This window comes from Bradyrhizobium sp. 23AC, from assembly GCF_054863025.1.
The window spans coordinates 456,877-475,634 of sequence record NZ_JAVAYN010000004.1 but is presented as its reverse complement, the minus strand read 5'-3'; the positions used below and the strand labels follow the sequence as shown (position 1 = coordinate 475,634).

The following is an 18,758-nucleotide window of genomic DNA, read 5'->3' as shown; positions in this document are numbered from 1 at the left end:
CTGCACCGTGTCATAAAACTGTAACGGAACGGTCAAGGACAGGCAACGCATGCGGTGACCCAACCTTCGCTTATTGTTAGTGACCGGCGAAGCCCGCACGGCGGGCCGAGCCGCTCGCTCGGTTAGGGCTTTGCGATGCCGGCGATGAAGAGGTCGAGCACTCCTTCCGCCATCCGCTCGATCGCCCCCTCCTCGACGCCCCAACGCGGAAAGTGGCCATCGAGATTCATCCGGGCGAAGCCGTAGACCAGGGCGCGGCCGGCGATCTGGATGCGCTTGAGGTCGGCCGAGCGCAGCAGGCCCTGCTCCGCCGCCTCGGCCAGAATCCCCTCGGTCAGCGTGATTAACTCGGCATTGTCGCGCGTCAATTCCGCGGAGCTGCCATGGGCGAAATAGCGCCCGGTCGAGATGATCTCGAAATGGGCGGGATGGCGCATCGCCCAGCGCAGGTAAGCAACGCCAAAGGCACGGAAACGGGCAAGCGGGCCGGCCGCCGGAGCCTCGCTCAGCGCCGCCTCGATCTCGGCACGGAAACGCCGCTGCGCCTCCTCGGCCGCCGCCGCCATGAGGGCATCGCGGTTCGGAAAGTGCCGGAACGGCGCGCCCGGCGACACCGCGGCCCGGCGCGCGGCCTCACGGACGGAGACCTCCGCTCCCTCCTCCGCCAATTGCAGCGCAGCATCGATCAGGACACGGCGGAGGTCGCCGTGGTGATAAGGCCTGGCCTGGGCGGCAGGGCGGCGGGCGCGCGGCTTGGACGGCTGACGGGCGGGCATGGCGCTTCCTAGCATCACCCGAACGTGAATGTAAGCGGTGATTACACCATTGACCGCCGCGCGACGCCGAATGTAATCGATGATTACATAACGGAGGAAGATCACCATGCCGCAACGTCAAAGCTGGTTCGAAGGCTGGCGGTTGCTCGCCGCCCTCACCCTCAGCCTGATCCTTCTCAGCCTGTGGATCGCCTCGATGCGGCAATTCGAGGTCGAGGGCGTTCGGATGGTGATCCGTTTCACCGCACGCAGCTCGCTGCTGCTGTTCTGCCTCGCCTTCAGCGCCGCAGCGCTGGCGCGGCTTTGGCCCAGCGCATGGACGCGCTGGCAGCGCCGCAACCGCCGCTATCTCGGCCTCAGTTTTGCGGCTTCCCACGCCATCCACGCCGTTGCGATCGTTGTTTTCGCCTGGATGGATCCTGCCAGCTTTGCCGAGGCAACCTCGGCCGTCTCCTACATCTTCGGCGGCATCGGCTATGGCTTCATCATCGCGATGAGCGCCACCTCGTTCGACCGCACCGCCGCGCGGATCGGCTCCCGCGCTTGGCGTACGCTGCACCTTGTCGGCGGCTATTATCTCTGGCTCCAGTTCATGGTGTCGTTCGGCAAGCGCGTGCCGGCGATGCCGCTCTACGCCGCGTTCCTCATACCGCTTCTGATCGTGATGATGCTGCGCATGATCGCGATGGCCCGCCACTCGCGCGGGCAGACCGTTGCGGCGGGCTGAAGCGCCTGCCTTTACTGCGGCAGCAGCCCGAGCCGCTTGGCGATGATCCGGTCGATCGTCCGTTTCGGCAGTACGGCGCCGATCAGATGGCGGAGCGGGTCCGGCGTGATCTGATAGCGCACCTTGGGGCTCGCCGCAGTCAGCGCCTCGAACACGATCTCGGCGATCCGCTCGGCCGGCAGGCCCTTCGCGCCGAGGTCCATCATGAACGCCATGACCTTGTTCAGCGCTGGCAGATAGGGCGAGTTCTGGTAGACGGAGAGATCGATCTGTTCGGCCTTGCTCCAGATCGGCGTCTTAACCGCGCCGGGAGCGACGATGATGACGTCGATGCCGAACAGCATCAATTCGCGGCGCAGGCTTTCCGACAGTCCCTCGACGGCGTGCTTGGAGGTGCAGTAGGGCGCCGACAGCGGATTGCCGTTCTTGCCCGCGACCGAGCTGATCATCACGATCCGCCCCTTCGGCCCCTTCAGCGACGGGTCGGCCCCGAGCAGCGGCCCGAACGCCTGGGTCGCGATGACAGGGCCGATGACGTTGATGTCCATCTGGCGGCGGAAATCATCCGCCGACAATTCGAGCACGGGACCGGCGACGGCAATGCCGGCATTGTTGACGAGGCCCGCCAGCGTCTCGCCACCCAGCGCCTCGCGAACTTTTCGCGCGGCAGCGAGGACCGCGGCCTCCTCGGTGACGTCGAACAGCAGCGGCGCGAAATTGGCGCCAAACTCACCCTGAAGCCGGTCGGCATCGGCCTGCTTGCGGACGCTGCCGAACACGCGATAGCCGCGCCCGATCAGGAATTTGGCAGTAGCCCAGCCGATGCCTGTGGACGCACCGGTGACGACGACAGATCGCATGGTCTTCCTCCCCTGGAGTTCCTGCGATCATGCCTTGGATTTTTGCCCATGTCCCGGACAAGCGCAGCGAAACGGAGCGCAGAAGCCGAGGCCCAGGAGCCGCAATGGACCCCGGATCAGCAGCGCACCACTTGCGTGATGCGCTGCGTCCGGGAAACGCCTTAGTTCTTCGACTTGTCGACCAGCGCGCCCTTCTTGATCCAGGGCATCATGTCGCGCAGCTTGGCGCCGACTTCCTCGATCGGGTGCTGAGCGAGCTTGGCGCGGGTCGCCTTGAACGAGGTCTGGTTGACCTTGTTCTCGAGCATCCAGTCGCGGGCGAACTTGCCGCCCTGGATGTCGGCGAGAACGCGCTTCATCTCGGCCTTGGTCTCGGCTGTCACGATGCGCGGGCCGGTGACGTACTCGCCATACTCCGCAGTGTTGGAGATCGAGTAGTTCATGTTGGCGATGCCGCCTTCATAGATCAGGTCGACGATCAGCTTCACTTCGTGCAGGCACTCGAAATAGGCCATCTCCGGGGCGTAGCCGGCTTCGACCAGGGTCTCGTAGCCGCCCTTGATCAGCTCCACCAGGCCGCCGCAGAGCACCACCTGCTCGCCGAACAGATCGGTCTCGCATTCTTCTTTGAAAGTGGTCTCGATGATGCCGGCGCGGCCGCCGCCGACAGCCGAGGCGTAGGACAGGCCGAGGTCATGGGCGTTGCCCGAGACGTCCTTGGCGATCGCGATCAGGCAGGGCACGCCGCCGCCGCGCTGATACTCCGAGCGCACGGTGTGGCCGGGGCCCTTCGGCGCGATCATGAGCACGTCGAGATCGGCGCGCGGGTCGAGCAGGTTGAAGTGGACGTTGAGGCCGTGCGCGAACACCAGGGCGGCGCCCTTCTTCATGTTGTCGTGCAGGTGCTCGCGGTAGATGTCGCCCTGGAGCTCGTCCGGGGTCAGCATCATGACGAGGTCGGCCCATTTGGCGGCTTCGGCGACTTCCATCACCTTGAAGCCGGCGGCTTCCGCCTTTTTGACCGAGCCCGAGTCCTTGCGCAGCGCAATGGCAACGTCCTTGACGCCGGAATCCTTCAGGTTGAGCGCATGGGCGTGGCCCTGGCTGCCATAGCCGACGATGGCGACCTTCTTGCCCTTGATCAGGTTCAGGTCGGCGTCGCGATCGTAATAAACACGCATGGGTCGTTTCCTCGTTCAGGTGGCCAGAATCGGCCGTTGGTCAGGTCTTGGCAGTGAAATTTGCGGATTTCGGGGGCTGTCTAGAGCATTTTCAGCCCCCTGGGAAACCCGTTTCTGCATGGAAAACTGCGGCATCATGCATCCATGAAGACGGGGTAGAGGGAGACCAGCAGCAGGATCGCCATCAGGATATTGAAGGCGCGGACCAGCCGCTCGGAGGTCAGGACCGGCCGCAACGCGGTACCGAACAGCGCCCAGACCACGCACGACACTGACCCCACCAGCAGGCTGATCAGGGTCTGGATCGCGATGTTGAGCGGGAATTGGGCGATGGCCGCAAAGGCGGTGATGGTGCCGATCACGATCACCCAGCCCTTGGCATTGATCCACTGGAACATGGCTGCGCCCCAGAAGGTCATCGGACGGCGACCATCACCTTCACCCGGCTTGGTCGGGCCGGACATGGCGATCACGGCAGCAAGATAAACGAGATAGGCCGCACCGGCATATTTCAGGAGAGTCTGGAGGATCGGGTAGGCCAGGAACACCGAGCCGAGCCCGAGGCCGACGGCGGCGATCATGAAGGCGAAGCCGATGACGACGCCGACAATGTGGGGGACGGTGCGGCGGAAGCCGTAGGTCAGGCCCGAGGACAGCAGCATGATGTTGTTCGGCCCGGGCGTGAAATACATCACGACCATGAAGATCAGGAAGGCATAGAGCAGCGACTGGGACATGCTCACCTCACGCCGTTTTCGGCAACGGTTCTTCGGGTAACGCCTTGGGCCGCTTCGCCAGCACCATCACAGCGATACCGCCAATCACGGTCAGCATGCCGGCGAGGCGCAACGGGCCGAACCGCTCGCCGAACACGATGCTGGAGGCGGCCGAGCCGACGAACGGGACCAGCAGCGCAAACGGCACCACTTGCGCGGCGGGATAGTCACGCAGCAGCCGGCCCCAGAGCCAGTAGGCGATGCTGGTGGAGATGCCGCCAAGCGCCAGCATGCAGAGAGCCGCTGTCAGCGTTATGTGGCTCAGCGATGTCCATGTCGGCGCGGGACCATTGGCGATCAGCGCCAGCACGAACAGCGGCACGGCCGCGGCGAGGCACAGCCATGCGAACAGGTCGAACATCGGCACGCCGCGGGCGCCGCGCAGCAGCAGATTGCCGACGGCAAAGCTGATCGGCGAGATCATCAGCACCGCAAACGCGGCGACGCTGAAATCATAGCCGACCGTACCGCAGATCATCAGAAGGCCGATCGCAGCGACACCAACGCCGAGCGCCTGCATCGGCGTCGGCCGCTCGCCAAAGGCGATCGCGGCAAAGCCGATCGTGAACAGCGCCTGGCTCTGCACGACGACGCTGGTCAGCCCCACCGGCACGCCATGAGCGATGCCATAGGCCTGGCTCAGAAACTGGCCGAGGAACAACGTGAAGCTGATCGCGATCAGCAGCGACCAGGCAACCTTGGGCTTGCGGATGAACAGGCATGGGATCGCAGCGATGCCGAAACGCAGCGCCGTCATCAGCTCCGGCGAAAGCTCGTCGAGCGCGATCCGGCTCGCCACGAAGGCAAGTCCCCAGATGATCGCCACCAGGATGGCGATGAGGATATCGGCCGGCTTCATTGTTGTTCTCGGTTCTGCCCTGTCGTGCAGCCCTGTTGTTATTGGTCTAGCCTTGCTCGCCGGCTCTTGGTTTGCGCAGCAGATACGTGCCGTGCATCGGTGCGTGGTAATCGGCCGAGACCAGCGTGAAGCCGACGTCGGTCAGCATCCGCTCCATCACCCAGCCGAAGGTGGAGTATTCGTCGCGCATATGCGTGACGACGCCTTCGCGCGAAAAATCGTGGTTCTTGATCTGGTAGTCGGCCCATTGCTCGACGTCGCGCTCGATCGCGTCGGGCATGGAGGCATAGACGATGTCGCGCAGAAAGAAGCTCGCGCCCGGCTTCAGCGCACGATAGATCCGCGACATCGCCACCGCCTTCCAGAAATCCGGCAGGTGGTGCAGCGTGAATTCGCTGACGATCAGGTCGTAGGATTCCGGCCGATAGGCGAAGCTGAGCAGGCCGGCGGACTGGGTGCGCACGGGCGCCTTGCGATCACGCGCGTAGATCTCGGCAAGCGCCAGCATCGCCGGCGAGATGTCGATGGCGTCGACCTCGGCACCCAGCAGCGCGGCTTCGGTCGCCAGCACGCCGTTGCCGCAGCCGATGTCGGCGATGCGCCAGCCGCGCTGGACTCCCAGCATTTTCAGCGCAGCGCGCGCCCGCAGATCGGCATCGTCGTGGGCGTCGTAGATCGAGGCCACCGCGGGCTCGATCCCCATCCGGTTCCGCTCGTTATAGTACCAGTCGCGCGCCAGCATGGTTCACATCCCTTCAGGCCCGCGGCCGATCGCGGCAACGCCGGTGCGCGACACCTCCACGAGGCCGAGCGGGCGCATCAGGTCGATATATTGATTGATCTTGTCCGTATTGCCTGTGATCTCGAACACAAAGCTCTCGGTCGTGGCGTCGATCACCCGGGCGCGGAACGCATCCGCGAGCCTGAGCGCCTCGACCCGATGCTCGCCCTGCCCGCGCACCTTCACCATCGCCAGCTCCCGCTCGATCGATCGCTTGGTCTGGGTCATGTCGACGACGCGGTAGACCGGGATCATGCGGTCGAGCTGGTGCTTGATCTGCTCGATCACCATCGGCGTACCCGTGGTGACGATGGTGATGCGCGACAGGTGCTTCTGGGCCTCGGTCTCCGAGACCGTAAGGCTCTCGATGTTGTAGCCGCGGCCCGAGAACAGGCCGATGACGCGCGCGAGCACGCCCGGCTCGTTCTGCACGAGCACCGAGAGCGTATGCGTCTCGTTGGGATCGTGGCGGTCCTCGATGAAGTAGGCGGATGCGGGCTGGTTCATTGTCGTCCCCTCTTGTCTCTTCCTCACGCCATCGCTGACGCGTCCGTCCCGACCCAACGGCGGAACAGATCGAAATCGATATTGCCGCCGGACAGCACGAGACCGACGCGCTTGCCTGACAGTTTTGCTTTTTCCTGAAGCGCCGCGGCGAGTGCGGCGGCGCCCGCGCCTTCGGCGAGATTATGCGTGTCGGTCCAGAGCGCGCGGATCGCGGCCGCGACCTCAGCGTCGGTGACCTGGACGATGCGCGAGGCGCCCCTGCGGATCAGCGCGAATGCCTCGGCGTCCGGAATGCGCGTCGCCATGCCATCGGCGAGCGTGTTGCTGGTTTCGGTCGTCACAATCTTTCCGGCCGCAAACGACAGCGCGTAGGACGGAGCTTCCGTCGACTGCACGCCGACGATCTCGGTCTTCAGGCCGAGCAGGTCCCGCGCCATGATGCAGCCGCAGATGCCGGAGCCCTGCCCGATCGGCACATAGAGAATGTCGAGGTCCGGCGCGGTCTTGAACAGCTCAAGCGCATAAGTGGCGACGCCGAGCACGAGGTCGGGGTGGAACGACGGCACCATATGGAGCCCGGTAAACTGCGCGCGGCGCTCGGCTTCCTCACGCGCGGCCTGGAAGTCCTCGCCATGCTCGACGAGCTCGGCGCCAAAGGCCTTCATCGCGCGATTCTTCTCGGCCGAATTGCCGCGCGGCACGTAGATCACCGCGGGCACGCCGTGGCGGCTCGCCGCGAACGCCAGGCTCTGGCCGTGATTGCCGCGCGTTGCCGAGATGATGCCGGGCGTGTTCGGCCGCTCGCGCTTCAACCGCTCGAGATAGACCAGCCCGCCGCGCACCTTGAAAGCCCCGATCGGCGTGTGGTTCTCGTGCTTGACCACGACCTGCGCGCCGAGCCGCTCGGCGAGCAGCGGCCAGGCGTACGCCGGCGTTGCCGGCACCGCCTGCCCCACGATCGCATGTGCGCGCTCGAGCTCGGTCAGGTCGAACATGGCCTCACACCAGCGCCTTGCCGCCGGCGAAGGCCTTGGCGGTGGCCTCGTCGTTGGCCTGCTCCGGCAACAGCATCTCGTTGTGCGCCTTGCCCGAGGGGATCATCGGGAAGCAGTTTTCGAGCGCGGCGACGCGGCAGTCGAACAGCACCGGGCGCTTGACCGAGATCATCTCCTGGATGGCGCCATCGAGATCGCCGGGCTTGTGCACCTGGATGCCGACGCCGCCATAGGCTTCCGCGAGCTTGACGAAATCCGGCAGCGCCTCCGAGTAGGAATGCGACAGGCGGTTGCCGTGCAGCAGCTGCTGCCACTGCCGCACCATGCCCATGTACTGGTTGTTCAGGATGAAGATCTTGATCGGCAGCTCGTACTGCACCGCCGTCGACATCTCCTGCATCGTCATCTGCACCGAGGCATCGCCCGCGATGTCGATGACGAGGCTGTCGGGATGGGCAACCTGCACGCCGACGGCCGCCGGCAGGCCGTAGCCCATGGTGCCGAGACCGCCCGACGTCATCCAGCGATGCGGCTCCTCGAAACCGAAGAACTGCGCCGCCCACATCTGGTGCTGGCCGACTTCCGTGGTGATGTAGGTGTCCCTGCCGCGCGTCGCCTCGAACAGGCTCTGGATCGCGTGCTGCGGCAGGATCACCTCGTTGCTCTTCCTGTAATAGAGCGAGTTACGGGCACGCCACTGTGCGATCTGCTGCCACCACGCCTTGATGTCGGGCTTCTTCGTCTCCGCCTTGAACACCTGGAGGATGTCGCCCAGGATGTTGCCGCAATCGCCGATGATCGGCACGTCGACGCGGATATTCTTGTTGATCGAGGACGGGTCGATGTCGATGTGGATCTTCTTCGAGCCCGGCGAGAACGCATCGACGCGGCCGGTGATGCGGTCGTCGAAGCGCGCGCCGACGCACAACATGACGTCGCAATCATGCATCGTCATGTTGGCTTCATAAGTGCCGTGCATGCCGAGCATGCCGAGCCAATTCTTGCCCGACGCCGGATAGGCACCGAGGCCCATCAGCGTCGAGGTGATCGGAAAGCCGGTGACCTCGACCAGTTCGCGCAGCAGCTTGGTCGCTTCAGGACCGGAATTGATGACGCCGCCGCCGCTGTAGATCACGGGGCGCTTGGCATTGGCCAGCAGCGCCACGGCCTTGCGGATCTGCGTCGCATCGCCCTTCACGCGCGGCGCGTAGGAGCGGTGCACGTCGGATTTGCGCGGCGGATGATAGGTGCCGGTCGCGAACTGCACGTCCTTGGGGACGTCGACCAGCACCGGGCCGGGACGGCCCGAGGTCGCGACATAGAAGGCCTCGTGCAGCACTTTTGCGAGATCGTTGACGTCGCGCACCAGCCAATTGTGCTTGGTGCAGGGACGCGTGATGCCGACGGTGTCGCATTCCTGAAACGCGTCGTTGCCGATCAGATGCGTCGGCACCTGGCCGGAGATGCAGACCAGCGGGATCGAGTCCATCAGCGCGTCGGTCAGCGGCGTCACCATGTTGGTGGCGCCGGGGCCGGAGGTCACCAGTGCAACACCCGGCTTGCCGGTCGAGCGCGCATAGCCTTCGGCGGCGTGGCCCGCGCCCTGCTCGTGGCGGACCAGAATGTGCTGGACCTCGCTCTGCTGGAATATCTCGTCATAGATCGGAAGCACCGCGCCGCCGGGATAGCCGAAAATGTCGGTCACGCCGTGATCGATGAGCGCGCGGACGATCATCGCGGCGCCGGTCATCTGGTTCGGATCGTGGCTCTTGTCGCTCATGGCTTGCTCCGGATGCGCTGTTGTTAGCGGCTTCGTTCGTGTCTGGTTCGGGAAATAAAAAAGGCCCCGAAGAGGGCCCATGCACACCGCCTGTCATGTGGATGGCAGCTAGCCACCCCCGGCGGTGTGCCTGGGTACGACGGCGATAAGGAGTTTGGTAATAATGTTACGCATGGCGGGCGCCCGGCTTCCCAAAGGTTGCGCGAAACATAGCGGCCAAAGCCTGGATGTCAAGGCGATGCGGCCGTTCCCGCGCGATTTTGGCAGTGTAGCGGTGTTCCCCGGGTTCGGCGAGAGGTAAATTCTGGAACCCGGACAGAAAAGCGCCTCAGGCGGGGTCGCGGGCCGCGTTCACAATGGCGGCGAGCCATCCCCTCGCCTCCCCGGGCTTCACCCATTCGAACTCCGGCAATTGGTGCCGGAACCAGGTGAATTGCCGCTTGGCATAGTGGCGGGTGTCGGCGCGGCCGATTCCTGCGGCGTCCTGAAGGCTGAGCTCACCGCGCAGATGCCGGATCAGGGCCGGCACGCCATGAGCCTTCATCGCCGGCAGCAGCGGATCGAGGTTTTTGGCGGCGAGCTGCTCGACCTCCTTCAACGCACCGGCGCCCAGCATGGTATCGAAGCGGGCATCGATGCGGGCGTAGAGCTCGGCGCGCTCGGGAGCGAGAAATACCGCGTGAAAAGTGTCCTTCGGCAGTAGCGGCGGCTGACCCTCCCGGTGCCAGTCGAGCAGCGAACGGCCGGTCGCCTCGACCACTTCGAGCGCGCGCGCGATCCGGGTGCGGTCACGCAGGTTCAAACGCCCGGCCGCACTGGGATCACGACGCGCCAGTTCCGCATGCAGCGCCTCCGCGCCGTTGCGCTCCAGCCGCGCGCGCACGTCCTCGCGCACCTCGGCAGGAATTGGCGGCACCACGGAGAGCCCCGTCGTCAGCGCCTTGAAATAGAGCCCGGTGCCACCGATGAAGATCGGCAGACGGCCTTCGCCTTTCGCCTCGTCGAGCGCCTTGGCGGCATCACTCACCCAGGCACCGGCCGAAAAATTCACGGCTGCATCGACATGACCGTACAGGCGATGCGGCGCGCGCGCTTCCTCGCCCTGTGTGGGGCGCGCCGTGATGATCCGCAGGTCACGATAGACCTGCATGGAATCGGCATTGATGACGACCCCGCCCGTGCTGAGGGCAAGCTCCAGCGCCAGCGCCGACTTGCCGCTGGCGGTCGGGCCTGCGATAAGCACGGCCTTGCCAACATGGCTTCTGCTGACTTGCCCCTCGCTCACGAAAACCTCAAATGTCCCTCGTCGCCACGCTGATCTGCAATCCCGACAATCCCGCGCTCGACTCCACCATCGTCGATGGCGCCCGCGCCGTGCTGCCTCAGGCGGCTCCCGCGCACTGGCTGTTCGACGGGGTCGCGGTCGACATTCCCTTCGGCGCCGACAGTAACCTCGAAGGCGACCGTCACGCCATCGAGCAGCGGCTCCGCGAGCTTCGCGGCGACCTGCCCGTCGACATCGTCGTGCAGCCAGTCGGCGCCCGGCGCAAGAAGCTTTTTCTCGCCGACATGGATTCCACCATGATCGGCCAGGAATGCATCGACGAACTCGCCGATCTCGTCGGGATGAAGGCCCACGTCGCCGCCATCACCGAACGCGCGATGCGAGGCGAGATCGAGTTCGAGCCGGCGCTGCGAGAGCGCGTCGCGTTGCTGAAGGACCTGCCCGCCGGCGTGGTCGACGAGGTGCTGGCCAAGCGCATCACGCTGACCCCGGGCGGCCGCGAACTGGTCGCGACCATGCGCGCCCACGGCGCCTATACCTGCCTCGTCTCCGGCGGCTTCACGCTGTTCACGACCGCGGTCGCCGCCAAGATCGGCTTCCAGGAGAACCGCGCCAACGAGCTGGTCGTGCGCGACGGCAAGTTCACCGGCGAGGTGAAGGAGCCGATTTTGGGTCGCGCGGCGAAGCTCGCGACGCTGGTGGATCTGATGGAGTCGTTCGATCTCGACGACATCGACTCGGTCGTGGTCGGCGACGGCGCCAATGATCTCGCAATGATCCAGGCCGCGGGGCTGGGCGTCGCGTATCATGCCAAGCCGGCCGTGGCGGCTGCGGCCGCGGCGCGGATCGATCACGGCGACCTCACCGCGCTGCTCTATGCGCAGGGGTATCGGCGGGACGAGTTCGTGGAGGGGTAGCCTCTCTCGCGGCGCGCTCGGCAGCCGTAGGGTGGGCAAAGGCGCCCTTGCGCCGTGCCCACCATTCTTGCTGCGGCGGTGGAAAGACGGTGGGCACGCTTTCGCTTTGCCCACCCTACGGGACCGCGCCCGAGACTACTGCACGCTCAGCGCCACGAACCGCAGCTCGCCGTCGGCGTTCGACACCAGCAGCAGCACCGACTTCTTGCCGTCCTTCTTGAGCTGGTCGACCCGCTTCTGGATGTCGGCGCCGCTGGTGACCGCCTCCTGCGCTACCTCGACGATGACATCGCCGGCTGAGAGGCGCTTCTCGGCGGCGTCGGAATTGGCGTCGACATTGGTGACGACCACGCCCTTGACGCTCTCCTTGATCTTGTATCGGGTGCGCAGATCCTTGCTCAGCGCCGCAAGATCAAGGCCGAGCGCCTTCTGCGTCACCGGCTTCTCGGGCGCGGGCTCGTCGGTCTTCACCGCAGCCTGCACCTTCTCGGGATCCTGGAGACGGCCGAGCGTGACTTTCTTGGTTTCTTCCTTGCCCTTGCGGATAATGATGACGTCGACCTCTTTGCCGACCGCCGTGTCGGCGACGACGCGGGACAGGTCCTTCGGATCCTTGACGTCCTTGCCGTCGAACTTGACGACGACGTCGCCCGGCTCGATGCCGGCCGGCTTGGCCGGGCCCTTGTCGTCGACGCCCGCAACCAGCGCGCCACGCGCCGGCTTGATGTTGAGACTTTCGGCGATCTCGTCGGTAACGCTCTGGATCCGCACGCCGAGCCAGCCGCGGCGCAGCTCGCCGAACTGACGGAGCTGGTCGACGACGCCCGCGACCGTCTTCGAGGGCACGGCGAAGCCGATGCCGATCGAGCCGCCCGAGGGCGAGATGATCAGCGTGTTGACGCCGATGACGTCGCCATCGAGGTTGAACAGCGGACCGCCGGAATTGCCGCGGTTGATGGATGCGTCGGTCTGGATGTAGCTGTCATAGGGACCCGAGGAGATGTCGCGGTTCTTGGCCGAGACGATGCCGGCCGTCACCGTGCCGCCCAGGCTGAACGGGTTGCCGATCGCGACCACCCAGTCGCCGAGACGCAGCTTGTCGCTATCGCCGAACTTCACCGCGACCAGCGGCTTGGTCGGCTTGAACTTCAGCACCGCGAGGTCGGTCTTCTTGTCGACCCCGACCAGCTCGGCCTTGATCTTGGTACCGTCGTTGAGGATGACGTTGATCTCGTCGGCATCCGCGATGACGTGGTTGTTGGTGACGACGACGCCTGATGTGTCGATGATGAAGCCGCTTCCGAGCGAGTTGGTCTTGCGCGGCGGCGGGCCGCTGTCGCCGCGCTCGCCACCCTTGCTGCTGCCGCCCGGACCTTTGCGGTTCTTGAAGAAGTCGTCGAAGAACTCCTCGAAGGGCGAGCCGGGCGGCAATTGCGGCATGGCGTTGCTGCCGCCGCCCTTGGCCTCGACGGTCTGCGAGGTCGAGATGTTGACGACCGCGTCGATCACCTTCTCGGCGACGTCGGCGATGCCCTCCGGTCCGCGCGCATAAGCCGGCGTGCCGAACGCGCTGAAAGCAGCGACGGCGAGCGCGGCCAGCCCAATTCGCACACCAAGTCGCGAGCGGGACGGGGCAATGGTGGCAGCGGTCATTGTGATCTCCAGAGAGAGGGATTCGGCGCCAGACTGCGCTTGACGGGGGGACGGCGCAAGCGCGGAGCTTAACGGGCCTCAAGACCCCGATAATACGGCGAAAACCGGTCTCTCGCCTTCACTTTGGCGTTGGCGCGCCGCCTAAATGGGGCGCCGCATGACCCAGATCAGGACCAGGCCGACGACGGCCGAACCAATCCCGACCGCCCGCAGGATGTTGTCCGGCGTGGCGATGGCGCTCTTCATGGCCTTGCGCATCCAGTTGGGACTTGCCGCGAACATCAAGCCTTCCAGCACGAACAGGATGCCCAAGCCGATGAGGAAGTCGGCGAACGCAATGGACCTCATCGGATTGGAACCTCCCGTTATGCTGTTCTTGTCTGGACGAAGGGCGGCGAGATCCGCCGCCCTTTGTCTAGCTTACGGCTTCGCCGGCGTCTCGGTCGCCGTCTTGCCGGACGGGTTACTAAAGTACCGGAAGAAATCCGAGTCCGGCCGCAGCAGGAAGCGGGTGTCGTTCGAACGCAGCCCGTTCTCGTAAGCCGTCATCGACCGGTAGAAAGCAAAGAAGTCGGCATCCTTGCTGTAGGCTTCGGCGAACAGGCGGTTGCGCTCGGCATCGCCGGCACCCCGGGTCTGCTCGGCCTGCGAATTCGCCTCGGCGACGATGACGGTCGCCTCACGATCGGCCTTGGACTTGATCTCCTGGGCCTTCTGGCCGCCCTGCGCGCGGAACTCGGCCGCCTCACGCTCGCGCTCGGTCTTCATGCGCAGATAGACCGCCTGGCTGTTCTGCTCCGGCAGATCGGCGCGGCGGATCCGGACGTCGACGACCTGGATGCCGTAGCCGTCGGCCTCGCGATCGAGCTGGTCGCGGATGCGCTGCATCAGCTTCTCGCGGTCGTCGCGCACCACGTTGATGAAGGTGACCTCGCCCAGCACGCGGCGCAGCGCCGCGTTCAGGAGCGTGGTGAGCTGGATGTTGGCAGCCTGGATCGAGCCGACGCTCTGATAGAAGCGCAGCGCATCCTTGATGCGGTAGCGCGCGAAGGCGTCGACCACGAGCCGCTTCTGATCGGAGGCGATCGCTTCCTGCGACGGGTTCTCCAGATCGAGGATCCGCTTGTCGATGTTGATCACCGAATTCCACGGCGCCTTGAAGTGCAGACCGGGTGCGGTGACGACGTCGACGGGCCGGCCGAACTGGAGCACGATGGTCTGCTCGGTCTGCTGCACCGTGAACAGCGACATGTAGCCGACGATCACGACGAGCAGGAGCCCAAGCAGCGTGACGATACCTGTGACCGGGGACCTCATCGGTTGCCTCCGCTCGACTGCGGACCGGTGGTAGGCGGCCGCTTGGTCGTCAGTTCGCCGAGCGGCAGATAGGGCACGATGCCCTGGCCCGAGGGCCCGCCGTCATAGACCAGCTTGTCCGCGCCGCCGAGCACACGCTCCATCGTCTCCAGATAGATCCGTTCACGCGTCACGTCGGGCGCCTTCTTGTATTCCTCGTAAACCTTCAGGAAGCGCGCGCTCTGGCCCTTGGCCTCGGCGACCGCCTGCTCCTTGTAGCCTTCGGCATCTTGCAGGATCTTGGCCGAGCGTCCGCGCGCCTGCGGCACCACCTGGTTGGCGTAGGTCTGCGCCTCGTTCTGCAACTGCTCGAGATTGGCGCGCGCCGCCTGGACGTCGCGGAACGCGTCGATCACCTGCGCCGGCGGATCGACCTTCTGCATCTGCACCTGGGTGACCTGAATGCCGGCGCCATAGCTGTCCAGCGTCCTCTGGATCAGCTCCTGCACGCCCTGCTCGGTGACGTTGCGTGCGCCGGTCAGGATCGGCTGGATCTGCGAGCGGCCGATCACCTCGCGCATCGCACTTTCGGACACCGCCTTCACGGTACCTTCGGGATTCTGGATGTTGAAGAGGAAGTCGCCGACGCCATCCGGCTTGATGCGCCAGAGCACCGTGAAGTCGACGTCGACGATGTTCTCGTCGCCGGTCAGCATCAGGCTCTCTTCCGGCACGTCACGAATGGAGCGGCCGCGCCGCGCCGGATCGTCGATCAGCGTCATGCCGATCGAGATGGTGTTGACGCGCAGCGCCTTGGGCAGCAGCACTGTCTCGATCGGATAGGGCAGATGATAGTTCAGGCCCGGCTGCACGGTGCGAACATGCTTGCCGAAGCGCAGCACGACGCCGAGCTCTTCGGACTGCACGCGGAAGAAGCCCGACAGCAGCCAGAACGCGACGATCAGCAGCACGATCAGCGTGATGCCGATGCCGGAGAAATAGCCGCCCGGCATGATCTGCTGGAGGCGGTCCTGGCCGCGCCGCAGAAGGTCTTCCAGATCCGGCGGCCTCGGCCCGACCGGTTGCGGGCCTGAGCCCCATGGTCCCTTCGGACCCGAGCCCCATGGGCCACCGCCCTGATTCTTCCACGGCATTCGACGCTCTCCTCGGCAGGGTGGAATTGCCCCCGCCCGCTTTGTCCGGTCCGCTTTATAGGGGACAGGCAAGTCCCTTACAACGCAGCGGTGACCGTCTTCCGAGCTATGCTCGGGCACGAAAAAGTCAATGTAAACATTGAAGAAAGCGGTTAATGGCCGCGCCGCCGACGATATGTCACATAGGAGTATTCGGCGCTGTCCTCGCCTGCGGCAGGATGGCGGACACGCGCCACCTCGTCCCATTCCGCCTTGTCGATGTCGAAATACGTGTCGCCTTCCGGCCGCGCATGCACTTCGGTGATTTCGAGGCGATCGGCGCGATCGAGCCATTGCCGAAAGATCTCGGCGCCGCCGATCACCGCGATCTCAGTGACCGAACGCCGCAGGGCATCGCCACGCGCGACCGCGTCGGCGTCCGCCGCCGATGTCGTGACGACAGCGCCATTGGCGCGATAACCCGCATCGCGCGTGATGACGATATTCGTGCGGCCCGGCAGCGGACGGCGGGGCAATGATTCAAAGGTCTTGCGGCCCATGATCACGGGCCTGCCGATCGTCAGCGCCTTGAAGCGCTGCATGTCGGATTTCAGTCGCCACGGCATCGCGTTGCCCGCGCCGATGACGCCGTTCTCCGCGATCGCGACGACGAAGACGATCTCCATCAGCTCGTGCTCCCCGCAAGCCGCGTCAGCGCTGGCCCGGTGACGCGGCACAGCGTCCAGTCGTCCATCATGACGGCGCCGAGCGATTTGTAGAACGCGATCGACGGCGCGTTCCAGTCGAGCACCGCCCATTGCAGGCGGGACCAGCCGTTGTCGACGCATTCCTTGGCGAGATAGACCAGCAGCGCCTTGCCGAGGCCCCTGCCCCGATGCGACGGCCGCACGTAGAGATCCTCGAGATAGATGCCGTGACGGCCGCTGAAGGTGGAGAAATTCGCAAACCACACCGCGAAGCCGACCGGCTCGCCGTCCCACTCGGCGATCGCGCAATAGAGTTGCGGTCGCTCGCCGAATAGCGCGGCAGCGATGTCAGCCTCGGTCGCCTCGACCTCGTGCGAGAGTTTTTCGTATTCGGCGAGTTCTCGGATGAAAGCGAGAACGAGCCCGGCTTCGCCCGGGCGCACACGGCGGATGTTGAGCGACATCGGCGCTAAACCGCGACTTCCGCCTTGATGTGCGGATGCGGGTCGTAGCCGACGAGCTCGAAATCCTCAAAGCGGAAGGAGAAGATGTCCTTCACATCGGGATTGATCCGCATCACCGGCAGCGCGCGCGGCGCGCGCGAGAGCTGAAGCCGGGCCTGCTCCAGATGGTTGGAGTAGAGATGGGTATCGCCGAACGAATGCACGAAGTCGCCGGGCTTCAGGCCGGTGACCTGCGCCACCATCATGGTCAGCAGCGCATAGGAGGCGATGTTGAAGGGCACGCCGAGGAAGACGTCGGCCGAGCGCTGATAGAGCTGGCAGGACAGCTTGCCGCCTGCGACGTAGAACTGGAACAGGCAATGGCATGGCGGCAGCGCCATCTTGTCGACTTCGGCTGGATTCCACGCCGAGACGATCAGGCGGCGCGAGTCCGGATTGCGCTTGATCATGTCGACCACGTTCGCAATCTGGTCGATGCTGCGGCCGTCAGGCGCCGGCCAGGAGCGCCATTGATGACCATACACCGGGCCGAGATCGCCATTGGCGTCCGCCCATTCGTCCCAGATGGTGACGCCGTTGTCGCGCAGATATTTGATGTTGGTGTCGCCCTTCAGGAACCACAGCAGCTCGTGGATGATCGCCTTCAGCGGCAGCCGCTTGGTGGTCAGCATCGGGAAGCCGGCCGACAGATTGAAGCGCATCTGATGGCCGAACACCGAGAGCGTGCCGGTACCGGTCCGGTCGGTCTTCTCGGCGCCGTCTGAAAGAATCCGCTCGAGCAGGTCCTGATACTGGTGCATGTGCGACTGAGCCTTTGGGGAGCCGGCGAACTTAGCGGCCGCCCCCGCGCTGCAACAGCGGCGATTCGCTGTCCGCTCCGATTATACCCGGAAAAGTGAGTGGTCCCGACGCAAACGACAAGGGGCGGAACCTAACGTCCCGCCCCTCGCCTATCGGCTTGAAAGTGCTGCTTAAGTGGCCGGCTTCAGCACCGGCGTCCATTTCGCGATCTCATTCTTGACGAGGGTGGCCAGCGCCTCCGGCGTCCGCTCCGCAGGGCCTGGGATGACGCTGCCGAGCTCGAGCAGACGCTTCTTCACGGTCTCGTCGTCGAGCGCCTTGTTGGCCGCAGCGTTCAGGCTGGCCAGGATGGCCGGCGAGGTTCCCTTGGGCGCGAACATCGCATTCCAGGCCTGGGCCTGGAATTTCGGCAGGCCCGCTTCCGCCGTGGTCGGCACGTTCGGAAGCGACGGATTGCGCTCCGGCGTTGCGATCGCATAGGACTTGATGGTGCCGGCATTGATCTGCGGCACGGCATTGACGATCTGGTCGCACATATAGTCGACCTGCCCCGCCACCAGCGCGTTCATCGCAGGCCCCGTGCCGTTGAAGGGCACGCCGACCGGCTTGATGTCGAGGATCGAGTGCAGAAGCTCGCAGGAGACGTGCGAGACCGAGCCGACGCCGGCATGGGCGGCGTTCACCTTCTCGGCGTTGGCCTTCACATAGGCCACGAACTCCTTCAAATCCTTCGGCGGAAAATCCTTGCGCGCGAGGATCAGGATCGGGGTACCCGCGAGCAGCGCGATCGGCTCGAAGTCCTTTTCGGGGTGATAGGCGAGCTTGGGATAGAGCGGCACCGAGGCGGCATGCGTGCCCATATGCCCGGTGATGAGCGTATAGCCGTCATTGGCCGCGCGCGCGGCGCGGGTGGTTGCGGTGGTGCCGCCGGCACCGACCACGTTCTCGATGATGATGCTCTGTCCCAGCGTCTGCGCCATATGCCCGGTGACGATGCGCGAGATCACGTCAGTCGGTCCGCCAGCCGCGAACGGTACGATCATGGTGATGCTGCGCGTCGGATAAGTCTGCGCATCGGCCGGCGCAACAAAAGCGCACAGCGAGGCGAGCGCTGCGGCACATGCGCTCGTGAGCGCGCGAATGAAGGTCATGTCGATCCCCGTCGTTCCCTTGGACACAGCAAAATGCCGGCCCAAAGGCCGGCATTTTCATTTCACGAAGCTGTAACACAAGTCGATTCGACTTCCGAATGCGGCGTGC

Annotated in this window: 20 protein-coding genes; 2 read left to right on the top strand and 18 right to left on the bottom strand. The window is 65.0% G+C overall.

Annotation, left to right across the window (positions count from 1 at the left end; all coding sequences use genetic code 11):
* Positions 1-122: 122 nt before the first annotated feature.
* The gene (locus RAD10_RS13365; RefSeq protein WP_461617842.1) at positions 123-884 is read right to left on the bottom strand and encodes a TetR/AcrR family transcriptional regulator; all 762 of its coding nucleotides are present in this window, start codon (positions 882-884) and stop codon (positions 123-125) included.
* Here RAD10_RS13365 and RAD10_RS13360 point away from each other — a divergent pair.
* A complete protein-coding gene (locus tag RAD10_RS13360) occupies positions 883-1,503 on the top strand; it encodes a hypothetical protein (protein ID WP_461617841.1) in 621 nt (206 codons plus the stop codon). The genes RAD10_RS13365 and RAD10_RS13360 overlap by 2 nt on opposite strands.
* An 11-nt stretch (positions 1,504-1,514) precedes the next feature.
* Here RAD10_RS13360 and RAD10_RS13355 read toward each other — a convergent pair whose 3' ends face one another.
* The 9 genes from RAD10_RS13355 to miaA form a co-directional block, all read right to left on the bottom strand.
* Positions 1,515-2,363 carry an SDR family oxidoreductase gene (locus tag RAD10_RS13355; RefSeq protein WP_461617840.1) on the bottom strand — a complete coding sequence of 283 codons (849 nt, stop codon included), beginning with the start codon at positions 2,361-2,363 and terminating at the stop codon, positions 1,515-1,517.
* Positions 2,364-2,524: 161 nt separating this feature from the next.
* Complete coding sequence (gene ilvC, locus RAD10_RS13350) at positions 2,525-3,544, bottom strand: ketol-acid reductoisomerase (protein ID WP_028145443.1); 1,020 nt, start codon at positions 3,542-3,544, stop codon at positions 2,525-2,527.
* Positions 3,545-3,678: 134 nt separating this feature from the next.
* Positions 3,679-4,281 carry a LysE family translocator gene (locus tag RAD10_RS13345; protein ID WP_461617839.1) on the bottom strand — a complete coding sequence of 201 codons (603 nt, stop codon included), beginning with the start codon at positions 4,279-4,281 and terminating at the stop codon, positions 3,679-3,681.
* A gap of 7 nt (positions 4,282-4,288) precedes the next feature.
* A complete protein-coding gene (locus RAD10_RS13340; protein ID WP_461617838.1) occupies positions 4,289-5,179 on the bottom strand; it encodes an EamA family transporter in 891 nt (296 codons plus the stop codon).
* A gap of 46 nt (positions 5,180-5,225) precedes the next feature.
* Complete coding sequence (locus tag RAD10_RS13335) at positions 5,226-5,921, bottom strand: class I SAM-dependent methyltransferase (RefSeq protein ID WP_461617837.1); 696 nt, start codon at positions 5,919-5,921, stop codon at positions 5,226-5,228.
* Positions 5,922-5,924: 3 nt separating this feature from the next.
* The gene (ilvN, locus tag RAD10_RS13330) at positions 5,925-6,467 is read right to left on the bottom strand and encodes an acetolactate synthase small subunit (protein WP_011089241.1); all 543 of its coding nucleotides are present in this window, start codon (positions 6,465-6,467) and stop codon (positions 5,925-5,927) included.
* Between the two features lie 23 nt (positions 6,468-6,490).
* A complete protein-coding gene (locus RAD10_RS13325; protein WP_461617836.1) occupies positions 6,491-7,462 on the bottom strand; it encodes a threonine dehydratase in 972 nt (323 codons plus the stop codon).
* A 4-nt stretch (positions 7,463-7,466) separates the two neighbouring features.
* Positions 7,467-9,242 (bottom strand): acetolactate synthase 3 large subunit, encoded by a 1,776-nt coding sequence (locus tag RAD10_RS13320; protein WP_091961431.1) that lies wholly within the window; start codon positions 9,240-9,242, stop codon positions 7,467-7,469.
* A gap of 328 nt (positions 9,243-9,570) precedes the next feature.
* Positions 9,571-10,527: a tRNA (adenosine(37)-N6)-dimethylallyltransferase MiaA gene (gene miaA, locus RAD10_RS13315; protein ID WP_461617835.1), complete on the bottom strand. Its 957-nt coding sequence runs from the start codon at positions 10,525-10,527 to the stop codon at positions 9,571-9,573.
* Positions 10,528-10,538: 11 nt separating this feature from the next.
* Between miaA and serB the strand changes: the two genes are divergently transcribed.
* Complete coding sequence (serB, locus tag RAD10_RS13310; RefSeq protein WP_461617834.1) at positions 10,539-11,444, top strand: phosphoserine phosphatase SerB; 906 nt, start codon at positions 10,539-10,541, stop codon at positions 11,442-11,444.
* Between the two features lie 135 nt (positions 11,445-11,579).
* Here the strand turns inward: serB and RAD10_RS13305 are convergent, their stop codons facing one another.
* The 8 genes from RAD10_RS13305 to RAD10_RS13270 all read right to left on the bottom strand — a co-directional run bounded on the left by RAD10_RS13305 (position 11,580) and on the right by RAD10_RS13270 (position 18,649).
* Positions 11,580-13,097 (bottom strand): Do family serine endopeptidase, encoded by a 1,518-nt coding sequence (locus RAD10_RS13305; protein WP_461617833.1) that lies wholly within the window; start codon positions 13,095-13,097, stop codon positions 11,580-11,582.
* A 141-nt stretch (positions 13,098-13,238) separates the two neighbouring features.
* Complete coding sequence (locus RAD10_RS13300; protein ID WP_028145452.1) at positions 13,239-13,445, bottom strand: DUF2065 domain-containing protein; 207 nt, start codon at positions 13,443-13,445, stop codon at positions 13,239-13,241.
* Positions 13,446-13,517: 72 nt separating this feature from the next.
* Entirely contained in the window at positions 13,518-14,414 is an 897-nt protein-coding gene (gene hflC / locus RAD10_RS13295) for a protease modulator HflC (protein WP_461617832.1), read from the bottom strand.
* Entirely contained in the window at positions 14,411-15,547 is a 1,137-nt protein-coding gene (gene hflK / locus RAD10_RS13290; protein ID WP_018319714.1) for an FtsH protease activity modulator HflK, read from the bottom strand. Before hflK ends, hflC begins: the two co-directional genes overlap by 4 nt.
* 152 nt (positions 15,548-15,699) lie before the next feature.
* A complete protein-coding gene (locus RAD10_RS13285) occupies positions 15,700-16,212 on the bottom strand; it encodes a dihydrofolate reductase (protein ID WP_461617831.1) in 513 nt (170 codons plus the stop codon).
* Positions 16,212-16,697 carry a GNAT family N-acetyltransferase gene (locus tag RAD10_RS13280; RefSeq protein ID WP_461617830.1) on the bottom strand — a complete coding sequence of 162 codons (486 nt, stop codon included), beginning with the start codon at positions 16,695-16,697 and terminating at the stop codon, positions 16,212-16,214. Before RAD10_RS13280 ends, RAD10_RS13285 begins: the two co-directional genes overlap by 1 nt.
* A gap of 5 nt (positions 16,698-16,702) precedes the next feature.
* Positions 16,703-17,497, bottom strand: coding sequence for a thymidylate synthase (locus RAD10_RS13275; RefSeq protein ID WP_461617829.1), 795 nt, complete (start codon positions 17,495-17,497; stop codon positions 16,703-16,705).
* 171 nt (positions 17,498-17,668) lie between these two features.
* Positions 17,669-18,649, bottom strand: a complete 981-nt coding sequence (locus RAD10_RS13270; protein WP_461617828.1) for a tripartite tricarboxylate transporter substrate binding protein BugD — start codon at positions 18,647-18,649, stop codon at positions 17,669-17,671.
* Between the last annotated feature and the right edge of the window lie 109 nt (positions 18,650-18,758).

Excerpts from the sequence above, each read along its gene's own strand:
- RAD10_RS13280 (WP_461617830.1), bottom strand. The coding sequence starts at position 16,697 with ATGTCGCTCAACATCCGCCGTGTGCGCCCGGGCGAAGCCGGGCTCGTT.
- ilvN (WP_011089241.1), bottom strand. The coding sequence starts at position 6,467 with ATGAACCAGCCCGCATCCGCCTACTTCATCGAGGACCGCCACGATCCC.
- RAD10_RS13365 (WP_461617842.1), bottom strand. The coding sequence starts at position 884 with ATGGTGATCTTCCTCCGTTATGTAATCATCGATTACATTCGGCGTCGC.
- RAD10_RS13285 (WP_461617831.1), bottom strand. The coding sequence starts at position 16,212 with ATGGAGATCGTCTTCGTCGTCGCGATCGCGGAGAACGGCGTCATCGGC.
- RAD10_RS13325 (WP_461617836.1), bottom strand. The coding sequence starts at position 7,462 with ATGTTCGACCTGACCGAGCTCGAGCGCGCACATGCGATCGTGGGGCAG.
- RAD10_RS13305 (WP_461617833.1), bottom strand. The coding sequence starts at position 13,097 with ATGACCGCTGCCACCATTGCCCCGTCCCGCTCGCGACTTGGTGTGCGA.
- RAD10_RS13275 (WP_461617829.1), bottom strand. The coding sequence starts at position 17,497 with ATGCACCAGTATCAGGACCTGCTCGAGCGGATTCTTTCAGACGGCGCC.
- RAD10_RS13300 (WP_028145452.1), bottom strand. The coding sequence starts at position 13,445 with ATGAGGTCCATTGCGTTCGCCGACTTCCTCATCGGCTTGGGCATCCTG.
- RAD10_RS13340 (WP_461617838.1), bottom strand. The coding sequence starts at position 5,179 with ATGAAGCCGGCCGATATCCTCATCGCCATCCTGGTGGCGATCATCTGG.
- RAD10_RS13345 (WP_461617839.1), bottom strand. The coding sequence starts at position 4,281 with ATGTCCCAGTCGCTGCTCTATGCCTTCCTGATCTTCATGGTCGTGATG.
- RAD10_RS13355 (WP_461617840.1), bottom strand. The coding sequence starts at position 2,363 with ATGCGATCTGTCGTCGTCACCGGTGCGTCCACAGGCATCGGCTGGGCT.
- hflK (WP_018319714.1), bottom strand. The coding sequence starts at position 15,547 with ATGCCGTGGAAGAATCAGGGCGGTGGCCCATGGGGCTCGGGTCCGAAG.
- serB (WP_461617834.1), top strand. The coding sequence starts at position 10,539 with ATGTCCCTCGTCGCCACGCTGATCTGCAATCCCGACAATCCCGCGCTC.
- RAD10_RS13335 (WP_461617837.1), bottom strand. The coding sequence starts at position 5,921 with ATGCTGGCGCGCGACTGGTACTATAACGAGCGGAACCGGATGGGGATC.
- RAD10_RS13360 (WP_461617841.1), top strand. The coding sequence starts at position 883 with ATGCCGCAACGTCAAAGCTGGTTCGAAGGCTGGCGGTTGCTCGCCGCC.
- ilvC (WP_028145443.1), bottom strand. The coding sequence starts at position 3,544 with ATGCGTGTTTATTACGATCGCGACGCCGACCTGAACCTGATCAAGGGC.
- RAD10_RS13320 (WP_091961431.1), bottom strand. The coding sequence starts at position 9,242 with ATGAGCGACAAGAGCCACGATCCGAACCAGATGACCGGCGCCGCGATG.
- RAD10_RS13270 (WP_461617828.1), bottom strand. The coding sequence starts at position 18,649 with ATGACCTTCATTCGCGCGCTCACGAGCGCATGTGCCGCAGCGCTCGCC.
- hflC (WP_461617832.1), bottom strand. The coding sequence starts at position 14,414 with ATGAGGTCCCCGGTCACAGGTATCGTCACGCTGCTTGGGCTCCTGCTC.